This is a genomic window from Streptomyces sp., from assembly GCF_019510245.1.
Classification (GTDB): domain Bacteria; phylum Actinomycetota; class Actinomycetes; order Streptomycetales; family Streptomycetaceae; genus Streptomyces.
Genome location: NZ_JAEKKT010000120.1, coordinates 144266 through 152688, shown reverse-complemented (window position 1 = coordinate 152688; position 8423 = coordinate 144266). Strand labels below are relative to the sequence as shown.

Below are 8423 nucleotides of genomic sequence, written 5' to 3'. Positions count from 1 at the left end.
GGTCGAGAGCTCGACCGTGTCGCCAACCTTGGCAGTGGAAATCTTGTCAACCTCAACGATGTCGCCGACAGCAACCTTGTGCTGGCGACCACCGCTGCGCACGATGGCGTACACGCGGATCTCACTCTCTCGCTCGGGAACGGCACCCCCGCAGTCCAGCCGCCCGGCGGACGCGGACGGCCTCTCCGGAACAGCGTGCGCTCCGGAGGAAGAGGTTTACGGAGATGTGGCGCGTCCTCATATCCATGGACACGCCGACGGTCAAGGTTACGGGGCCGCGCGGAGGTGGTCAAACCGGGCCCGTGCCCGACTCCACGACCGGACCTCCCGCCGACCCGGTCGCTCCTGGGAAACGGCTGCGGTTACCCTGTGACTCCACTCGTGCGTCAGTTGGTCACCGGCTGTACACGGATCATTAATGTCTTAGTCAGCATCCTAAAAGTGGAGCCAGGTAACAGAGATGTCGATCAAGGTGAGCGTCATCATCCCGGTGTACAACCCGGGAAAGTACATCCAACCCTGCATCGACTCCCTGTTGAGGCAGACGCTTCCCGCGGACGAGTTCGAGGTCCTGTTCGTCGACGACGGCTCGACCGACGAGAGTCCCGCGGAACTGGACGCCCTCGCCGAGAAACACGCGCACTTCCGGGTGATCCACATACCGAACTCCGGCTGGCCGGGCAAGCCGAGGAACATCGGCGTGGCCGAGGCCAAGGGCGAGTACGTCCAGTTCGTCGACCAGGACGACTACCTCGCCTCCGACGCCCTGCGCCGGCTGTACGAGATGGGGCACCGCAACGGTTCCGACATCGTCATCGGCAAGGTGGCCAGCAACTTCCGGGGCGTACCGCACGGCGTCTTCAAGACGGACCGCGAGAAGTGCACGATCCACGACGCGCCGCTGTACGACAGCCTCACGCCGCACAAGATGTTCCGCGCGGAGTTCCTGCGCGAGAACAAGATCGCCTATCCCGAGGGCAAGCGGCGCCTGGAGGACCAGCTGTACATGATGGAGGCGTACTTCCCCGCCAAGGTCGTCTCCATCCTCGGCAGCTACACCTGCTACTACTACTCGAAGCGCGACGACGGCAAGAACGCGGGTTCCGCGCGCATCGTCCCGTCGGGTTACTACGGGAACCTCCGTGAGGTGCTCGACGTCGTCATGGCGAACACCGAGCCCGGTGAGTTCCGCGACCTGCTGCTGCGCCGCTTCTACCGGGTGGAGATGCTCGGCCGGCTCAGCGAGCCCAACGTCCTCAAGTACGACGAGGCCTACCTCGGCGAGATGCTGGAGGCCGTGCGGCCGCTGGCCGAGGAGTTCATGGGCGAGGGCGTGCGCGACGGGCTCGGCGCCCTCACCCGCGTCCGCTCGACGCTGCTGCGCCGGGACGACGGGGACGGCCTGCTGCGGTTCGCCCGCTTCGGGCTCTCCGTCAAGGGCGCGACCCGGCTGGAGACGGCCGAGTGGCGGTCCGACGGCAAGCTCGCCGTCACCGCGAGCGCCCGGCTGGTGCACGGCGACGCCGCCGAACCGGTCCGCCTGCTGCGCCGCGACGGCCGTTTCTACCTGCACCCCGAGCTGGTCCAGGACGTGCTGGGGCCCGACGAGCTGGTCGACGTCACGGACGAGATGGACCAGTTCAAGGCCGAGATGTCGCTGCGCAACCGCGAGACGGCCGTCGAGTGGCCGTGCGCGGCCGAGTTCACCTCGCACGTCGAGGACCTCGGCGACGGCGCCTGCGAGGTCGTCCTGCGCGGCAGCGGTGTGCTCAGCCCCCAGGGCGTGAAGGGGCGTGGCCCGGTCTCCAAGGGCTTCTGGGACATCTGGATCAGCGTCCGGGGTCTCGGCCTGGTCCGCAAGGCCCGGCTCGGCGCCGACCGCGTCGCCGGTGTGGAGAGGGACCTGCGCCCCGCGCTGCTCGGCTCCCCCGCCCGTCCGGTCATCCCGTACTTCACCGACCCCCACGGCAACCTCACCCTGGACGTCGCCCGCCGCAGCAAGAAGCTCGCGACGTACCTGGAGAACCGCCCCGTGCAGCGGATGCCGGGCAGCCGTCCGGAGCTGCGGCTGGACGTGTTCAGCCGGCCGAAGACCGCGCCGGCCAGGACCGAGCTGGTCCTCAGCTCCGAGGGCGGCGGCGGTACGCACGTGGTGTCCGCCGAGATCCGCAACGTGGCCGGCCGAGCCCACATCACCGTTCCCTCGCGCGCGGCCTCGGTGCCCGCGGGCCGCTGGAGCCTGGCGGCCCGGCTGGACGGCGAGAAGGACCCGGCCCTGCCGCTGTGCACCGTGACGGTGCGGAGCAACGGGCGGCTGCGGCTCGACGACGGCCTGCCCGTGGTGGATGCCGAGCTGGTCCGCGCGACGCTGGCCAAGCGCCGCAAGGCGGCCCTGCGGCGGCGGCTGCGCGCCGTCGGCGGTCCGGTCGTGCGCAGGCTGCCCGCACCGGCCCGCAAGAAGCTGCGCGGCCTGGCGGCGAGGCTGACCGGCTGACCCGCCGGACCCACACGGACACGCACCACGGACACGCACCACGACAAGGATGTGATCGACATGCGGGAGCTCGGCATCGCCGGCGCCTGGATCCACGAACCGAAGGTCTTCCCGGATGCCCGCGGAAGCTTCCACGAGTGGTTCAAGGGCCCGGACTTCGCCGAGGCCACGGGCCATCGCCTGAATCTGGCGCAGGCCAACTGTTCGGTCTCCAGCCGCGGCACCCTGCGCGGCATCCACTTCGCCGACGTGCCGCCCAGCCAGGCCAAGTACGTCAAGTGCGTGCGCGGCGCCGTGCTGGACGTCATCGTCGACATCCGTACCGGCTCCCCCACGTACAAGCAGTGGGAAGCCGTGCGGCTGGACGACGTGGACCACCACTCGGTCTACCTCTCCGAGGGGCTCGGGCACGCCTTCATGGCGCTGACCGACGACGCCACCGTGGTGTACCTGTGCTCCGAGGGGTACGCCCCGCAGCGCGAGCACGGCATCCACCCGCTCGACCCCGAGCTGGGCATCGAGTGGCCGTCGGAGCTGGCCCCCGTGCTGTCCGAGAAGGACGCCGCGGCGCCGTCCCTGGCCGAGGCCGAGGCTCAGGGCCTGCTGCCGTCGTACGAGGCGTGCCAGGCCTACCTGGCGGAGCTGCGCGCCTGAGACCGGTACGACGAGGGGCCTCGCGGAAGATCCGCGAGGCCCCTCGTCCTTTCCTCGTCCCTCAGCCGCCCAGCGGCTCAGCCGCCCAGCGCGGCGATCTGCCCCCGCAGCCGCTCGAAGCCGGCGCGCGGACGCCGCAGGTTCCGGGCCCGGACCAGGGCGGGCCAGAAGTCCGCCGACAGCAGCGCCTCCGGCCGCGCGGCGTGCTTGCGCACCAGCACCTCGTCGGGGACCGCCTGCGGGTCGGGGGTGACGTACTCCTTGAGGATGTCGTCGTACGCGTCCTTGAGCACCGTGTTCTGCGGATCGGCCCCGAAGACCACGGCGACGCCGGTCGGCGCGGTGTCGACCTCGAGGACCACCAGGTCGGGGCGGTACTTGCGCAGGACCGTCACCAGTTTGTAGACGTCGCCGGTCCAGTACTTGGTGTGCCGGTCGCGCGCCGCCTCGTCCACGTCGCGGGGCAGCATGTCGTCGAGGACGATCACACTCGACCAGCGCGAGTGGCGTTCGACGTTCATGAAGTCGCGCAGCGCGTACTCGAAGAGATGCATGCCGTCGATGAAGGACAGTTCCAGCGTGGGATCGCCTCCGAGCACCCCGAGCGGGTCGCGGCGGGCGAGGGCGCGGAAGGGGTTGCGGCCGCGCCGCAGGTGCACCAGCGGGTCCTTGCGGGCGAAGAAGTCGTCACTGGTCGACTGGACCAGGTGGACATCGCAGCTGATCGACGTCACCACCTTGAAGGCGGGGTCGATCGCCACGGAGGCCACACGCGAAAGCGCCAGGCTCCGACCGTCATTGACACCGATCTCCAGATAGTTGCGCGGGCGGTAGACGCGGTGCAGTCCACGCAGCAGTTCATGACGGTTCACTCAAGCGGCCTTTCGTCGTAATTCCGCTGTTCGGGTTCCCGGCGAAGTTACTCGTATGACGAGCGTGCGCGTAACCTTTCCCGTCAATTTACCGGGCGTTCCCTGTGAATCGGCCGGTGTCCCCGCCACTGTTCTCGTCCGGCCGGTCACGCTGTGTGGCGGGGGGTCGTTCAGGTCCGGGGCGGACATGCGAACGGCTCCCGGCCGTGGGGCCGGGAGCCGTTCGCTGGTGTGCAGGCCGGGGCCGTCAGCTCTCGTCGGAGGCGGTGGTGACCGTGGTGGTCTTCTTCGCCGTCGACTTGGCGGCGGCCGTCTTGGCGGTCTTGGCCGCCTTCTTGGCCGTCGTCTTCTTCGCGGCCGTCTTCTTGGCAGCGGTCTTCTTGGCGGCCGTCTTCTTCGCCGCGGTCTTCTTGGCCGCCGTCTTGCGGGCCGTCTTCTTGGCCGGGACGGCCTCCTCGACGCCCTCCCCGGCGGCCTCGGTGGCCTCGGTGGGGGCCTCCGCGTCCGCCGCCGGCGTCTCCGCCGACGGTACGACCACGACGGCCGCCTCCTCGGACGCGGTCGGCGCGGTGGCCTTGCGCACCGCACGGCGGCGCGGGCGGGCCGGAGCGGCGCTCTCGGCGGCCGTGGCCGCCTCGGGCTCCGCGACCGCTTCCGGCGCCGTCTCGGCGACCGTCTCCGCCACCGCTTCCGCGACGGTCTCCGCCACCGGGGCGCTCTCGGCGACGACCGTCACCACGGCCGCCTCGGCACCGGCCGGGGAGCCGGCGGGCGCCGACACCTTCCGGGTGGCCCGGCGCCGCGTACGGCCCTTGGGAGCGGCCTCCTCGGCGGCCGGGGTCTCGGCAGCCTCGACCACCGGGTCCTCGACGGCGACCGGCTCGGCGTGCGCCGCGGCGGCCGGCTCGGGCAGTGCCGGACGCTCCGCCTCGACGGCGGCCGGTACGTCCTGCGCGGTCGGCGCCTCGGCCCCGGTGGCCGTCCCCGCGGTCTCGGTGCGTGCCGTACGGCCCTTGGGCGCGCCGGCCGGAGCCGAGGCCCTGCGGCTCGCGCGGCGGCGGGTACGGCCGCGGCCGGCCGCGGCCTCCGCCTCGGCGACGCTGCTGTACAGCTCCTCGTCCGGCGCGAAGTCGGGTGCGGGCAGCGCGACGGGCTCGGCGGCCTCGGCCTCGACCTCCGCCGCGGTCTCGACCGCGTGGACGGCCTCGGCGTGCTCGACGGCCCCGTCGGACACGACCTCGTGGGTCTCGTGCACGTCGTGCTCGTGCTCGTGCCCGTCGCCGCCGCGCCCGCGCTTCCTGCGCTTGCCGCCGCCACCGCCGCCGCCGGAGCTGGGCTGCTCCATGTGGACGATGACGCCACGGCCGTTGCAGTGCACGCAGGTCTCGGAGAAGGACTCCAGGAGGCCCTGTCCGACGCGCTTGCGGGTCATCTGGACGAGTCCCAGCGAGGTCACCTCGGCCACCTGGTGCTTCGTACGGTCCCGCCCGAGGCATTCGAGCAGGCGCCGCAGCACCAGGTCCCGGTTGGACTCCAGGACCATGTCGATGAAGTCGATGACGATGATGCCGCCGAGGTCGCGCAGCCGGAGCTGGCGGACGATCTCCTCGGCCGCCTCCAGGTTGTTGCGGGTCACCGTCTCTTCGAGGTTGCCGCCCTGGCCGGTGAACTTGCCGGTGTTGACGTCGACGACGACCATCGCCTCGGTCCGGTCGATGACCAGCGAACCGCCGCTGGGCAGCCAGACCTTGCGGTCCAGGGCCTTGGACAGCTGCTCGTCGATCCGGTACGTGGCGAAGACGTCGACCTCGGAGGTCCACTTCGACAGGCGTCCGGCGAGGTCGGGCGCGACGTGCGAGACGTAGCCGTGGACGGTCTCCCAGGCCTCGTCACCGCTGACGACGACCTTGGAGAAGTCCTCGTTGAAGATGTCGCGGACGACCCGGACGGTCATGTCCGGCTCGCCGTACAGCAGCGTCGGGGCGTTACCGTTCTTCGACTTCTTCTGGATGTCCTCCCACTGCGCCTGGAGCCGTTCGACGTCGCGGCGCAGTTCGTCCTCGCTGGCGCCCTCGGCGGCGGTGCGCACGATGACACCCGCGTCCTCGGGGACGATCTTCTTGAGGATGGTCTTCAGCCGGGCGCGCTCGGTGTCGGGCAGCTTGCGGCTGATGCCGGTCATCGAGCCCTCGGGGACGTACACGAGGTAGCGGCCGGGGAGGGAGACCTGGCTGGTCAGGCGGGCGCCCTTGTGCCCGATCGGGTCCTTCGTCACCTGGACGAGCACGGACTGGCCGGACTTCAGGGCGGCCTCGATACGGCGCGGCCCGTTGGCCATGCCGAGCGCCTCGAAGTTGACCTCACCGGCGTACAGGACGGCGTTGCGGCCCTTGCCGATGTCGATGAAGGCGGCCTCCATCGACGGCAGCACGTTCTGGACCTTGCCCAGGTAGACGTTGCCGACGTACGAGGTCGACTGCTCCTTGTTGACGTAGTGCTCGACGAGCACGCCGTCCTCCAGGACGCCGATCTGGGTGCGGTCGCCGTGCTGGCGTACGACCATCACGCGTTCGACGGCCTCGCGGCGGGCGAGGAACTCGGCCTCGGTGATGATCGGGACGCGTCGGCGGCCCTGCTCGCGGCCTTCGCGGCGGCGCTGCTTCTTGGCCTCCAGGCGGGTCGAGCCCTTGATGGACTGGACCTCGTCGGACGGCTCGGAGGGCTTGCGGGGCTCGCGGACCTTGACGACCGTGCGCTCCGGGTCGCCCTCGTCGGGCTCGTTGTCGGGGGTGTCCCCGGCACGCCTGCGGCGGCGCCGGCGACGGCGGCTGCTGGAGGAGGACAGGCCGGCCTCGTCGTGGGCCTCCTCGTCGTCCTCTTCCTCCTGCTCGGCGGTGTCCTCGGCATCCTGCTCGGCCTGCTCGGCGGCAAGCTCGTCGGTGCCGTCGTCGCCGTCGGCGGCGTCACCGCGGCGGCGGCGCCGGCCACCGCGACGGCGGCGCCGGCGGGAGCCGGACTCCTCGGCCTCGTCCTCGCCGTCGGCGATGTCCTCGACGGACTCCTCCGGCTCGTCGGTCTCGTCCTCGGCGGTGGTCTCGGCGACCGGGGCCTCCTCCACGGCGCCCCGGCGGCGGCGCCGGCGGCGCGAACCGGCCTCGGCCTGTTCGGCCGGCTCGGCGGCGAAGGCCGTGGCAGCGGGAGATTCGGTGGCAGCGGAGGGAGCGGCGGAGACGGGGGCGGTGGTGGCTGCCGCGAACTCCTCCGGTTCCTCGGCGCCCGCGGCCGAGGCGGCCGCCTCGGCCGCGGCGCGCTCCGGGGTCTGGAACTTCGGCTCGGTGAACACGGGCGCCTGGAAGACGGCGACGGCGGGCCGGGCCGGGCGGCGCTGCGGCTCGTCCTCGGCGCCGGCCCGGGCGGCGGGCTCGGAGAACCCGGTGGCGGCCTGCCGCACGACGCGACGCCTGCGGCGCGGCGCCTCGGCCTCGACGGGCTCGGCGGCCTGGGTCTCGGCGACCGCGGCCTGCGGTTCCTCGGCGGCGGCCGTCTCGGCGGCGGCCTCGGGCGCACCGACGGGCGCGGACACCCTGCGGGTGGCGCGGCGACGGGTACGGGGGACGGCCACGGTCTCCTCGGGGGCCTCGACGGCTTCGGGGGACGCGGTCTCGGTGGCGGTCCCGTCCGCGACGGCCGGGGCCGGGGTCTCTTCGCCGGCCTCGGCGGCGGCCGGGGCGCCGGCGGCCGCGGAGGCCCGGCGGGTCGCACGGCGGCGCGTACGCGGCGCGGGAGCGGCGTCCTCGTCGCCGGCGGCGGAGTCGACCGCGGCCGTGGTCTCGGCGAGGTCGCTCAGGGCACCGGCGGCAGCGGCAGCGGGAGCGGCGGCGGCGGCCACGACGGTCTCCGCGGCCTCGGCCGCCTCGGCGGGGGCACCGGCGGGCGCGGACACCCGGCGGGTCGCACGGCGGCGCGTACGCGGCGCGGGAGCGACCTCCTCGGCGGCCTCGGCCGTCTCCGGGGCCTCGGCGGCCCCTTCGGTGACCTCGTCCGTCGCCTCGGCGGCGGACTCGAAGGTCTCGGCGGCCGGTATGGCCGGCACGGTGGTCTCGGCCACAGCCTCGGTCCCGGTGGGCGGTCCCGCGGGGCGGGACGCGGCACGGCGACGCCTGCGCGGCGGCAGGGTGTCGCTGGGGGTGTTCGGTTCGGAGCCCTCGGTGGGCTCGGTCGGTTCGAGCATGCGGGCGTTTCTCCCGTCAGGCTCCCGGGCGCCGCGCCTGGTCCGGCGTCGATCGGTTCGAGCGACCGCCGGTGACGTCCACGGCTCGCGCGATGCGCGGTGCCGCCGTGTGGGGCGCGGACGCCGCACAGGAGCTCTCTGTGTCCTGTCTCGCCGGTTCCGTACGCCTTGT

Annotated in this window: 5 protein-coding genes; 2 read left to right on the top strand and 3 right to left on the bottom strand. The window is 72.5% G+C overall.

Going from position 1 to position 8423, the window contains the following annotated elements; genetic code table 11:
• The coding region (locus JF597_RS11380; RefSeq protein ID WP_293992569.1) for a bL21 family ribosomal protein at nucleotides 1-114 on the bottom strand (114 nt) is incomplete at its 3' end.
• A 346-nt stretch (nucleotides 115-460) separates the two neighbouring features.
• Here JF597_RS11380 and JF597_RS11375 point away from each other — a divergent pair.
• Together JF597_RS11375 and rfbC are read left to right on the top strand one after the other, a co-directional pair.
• Nucleotides 461-2494 carry a glycosyltransferase family 2 protein gene (locus JF597_RS11375; protein WP_293992550.1) on the top strand — a complete coding sequence of 678 codons (2034 nt, stop codon included), beginning with the start codon at nucleotides 461-463 and terminating at the stop codon, nucleotides 2492-2494.
• Between the two features lie 60 nt (nucleotides 2495-2554).
• Nucleotides 2555-3148, top strand: a complete 594-nt coding sequence (rfbC, locus tag JF597_RS11370; RefSeq protein WP_293992547.1) for a dTDP-4-dehydrorhamnose 3,5-epimerase — start codon at nucleotides 2555-2557, stop codon at nucleotides 3146-3148.
• Nucleotides 3149-3225: 77 nt separating this feature from the next.
• On the opposite strand, the gene JF597_RS11365 is transcribed toward rfbC, so the two are convergent.
• Both JF597_RS11365 and JF597_RS11360 read right to left on the bottom strand, forming a co-directional pair.
• Nucleotides 3226-4020: a class I SAM-dependent methyltransferase gene (locus tag JF597_RS11365; protein ID WP_293992545.1), complete on the bottom strand. Its 795-nt coding sequence runs from the start codon at nucleotides 4018-4020 to the stop codon at nucleotides 3226-3228.
• Between the two features lie 247 nt (nucleotides 4021-4267).
• A complete protein-coding gene (locus tag JF597_RS11360; protein WP_293992543.1) occupies nucleotides 4268-8251 on the bottom strand; it encodes an Rne/Rng family ribonuclease in 3984 nt (1327 codons plus the stop codon).
• Nucleotides 8252-8423: the final 172 nt, after the last annotated feature.

What these genes read in the sequence shown, in the direction of transcription:
- rfbC (WP_293992547.1), top strand. Translation starts at nt 2,555, where the DNA reads ATGCGGGAGCTCGGCATCGCCGGCGCCTGGATCCACGAACCGAAGGTC.
- JF597_RS11375 (WP_293992550.1), top strand. Translation starts at nt 461, where the DNA reads ATGTCGATCAAGGTGAGCGTCATCATCCCGGTGTACAACCCGGGAAAG.
- JF597_RS11360 (WP_293992543.1), bottom strand. Translation starts at nt 8,251, where the DNA reads ATGCTCGAACCGACCGAGCCCACCGAGGGCTCCGAACCGAACACCCCC.